The sequence below is a fragment of the Actinomycetota bacterium genome (assembly GCA_005774595.1).
GTDB lineage: Bacteria > Actinomycetota > Coriobacteriia > Anaerosomatales > D1FN1-002 > D1FN1-002.
Genome location: VAUM01000497.1, coordinates 1 through 1,087, shown reverse-complemented (window position 1 = coordinate 1,087; position 1,087 = coordinate 1). Strand labels below are relative to the sequence as shown.

2 protein-coding genes are annotated in these 1,087 nt (G+C 70.7%); one reads left to right on the top strand and one right to left on the bottom strand.

Going from position 1 to position 1,087, the window contains the following annotated elements:
- Window positions 1-44: 44 nt before the first annotated feature.
- Window positions 45-371: a HigA family addiction module antidote protein gene (locus FDZ70_11240; GenBank protein ID TLM65248.1), complete on the top strand. Its 327-nt coding sequence runs from the start codon at window positions 45-47 to the stop codon at window positions 369-371.
- Here FDZ70_11240 and FDZ70_11235 read toward each other — a convergent pair.
- Window positions 368-1,087 (bottom strand): class I SAM-dependent methyltransferase (locus FDZ70_11235; GenBank protein ID TLM65247.1); only part of this gene is annotated, 720 nt, incomplete at its 5' end. The two genes, FDZ70_11240 and FDZ70_11235, sit on opposite strands and share 4 nt — an antisense overlap.

The window sequence follows — 1,087 nt, the reverse complement described above, 5'->3', positions numbered from 1 at the left end:
CCGAAGATGTCGAGATCGTGGACTACCACTAGAAGGTGATGATGATGGCGAAGAGACAGACCCTGCCCCCCGTGACCCCCGGCGAGCTGCTCATGGAGGAGTTCCTCGCGCCCCTGGGCATCACGAAGTACCGGCTCGCGAAGGAGATCTGGGTCCCCGCCACCCGCATCGGCGAGATCATCGCCGGCAAGCGCGCAATCACCGCCGACACCGACCTGCGACTCTGCCGCTTCTTCGGGCTGTCGGACGGCTACTGGCTGCGCGCACAGGTCGCGCACGACACCGAGGTCGCGCATGCGAAGCTGGACGCCGAACTCGAGAAGATCCGCCCATGGTCCGGCGGCGGGCTGGCTGCCCGTCCGTCCGGCTAGAGCCGCTCGGCCGTCACGACCACGCTCTCGTCGGCGTCGATCTCCAGCGGCGTGCCGTCGTGGCTGCCGTACGCGCGCACGTCGCCGAAGCCGGCCTGCTGCAGCGCTGTCGTCAGCGTCGCGATGGGCAGCGCGGTGTGCGCCGAGCGGCGGCTCGCGGTCTGCCACGCGCCACCGGGCGGGCGGGTGAGCGTGAGGAAGTCGAAGTCGATGTACTCGCCGCCTTCGGGGTAGTCGATCACGCGCAGGAAGACGGTCATCGTCCCGTCCTCGGCCACGCGCACCACCGGCGGGATGCTGCGCACGCGGTTGTCGAGCAAGCGCTGGTGGTTGAGCAGGTGCAGCACGACGACGCCCCCGGGGCGCAGCACGGCGTGGAAGTCGCGGAGCGCCGCGGCGAGCCCGTCGTGGCCTGCGACGTGCGGGAGCGCGTTGCCGGTGCAGGTGATCGCGTCGACGGGCCCGAGGTCGTGCAGCGCGAGGTGCCCGAAACCCGCCTCGACGATCTTCAGGTCGCCGCCTGACGCCGCGATGTCGTCCTCTGCCTCGCCGAGGTTCGCCCGCGCCTGCGCGAGCATCGACTCGTCAGGGTCGGCCGCGACCACGCGCTTGCCCCAGCGCGCGAACATGATCGCGTGCTTGCCGCTGCCCGCTCCCACGTCGATGACCTCGCGGACGTCGTGCGCCTCGAACAGGTCGGCGAAGAACGGCCCCTC

Coding starts and splice junctions, on each gene's coding strand:
- FDZ70_11240 (TLM65248.1), top strand. CDS start 45: ATGGCGAAGAGACAGACCCTGCCCCCCGTGACCCCCGGCGAGCTGCTC.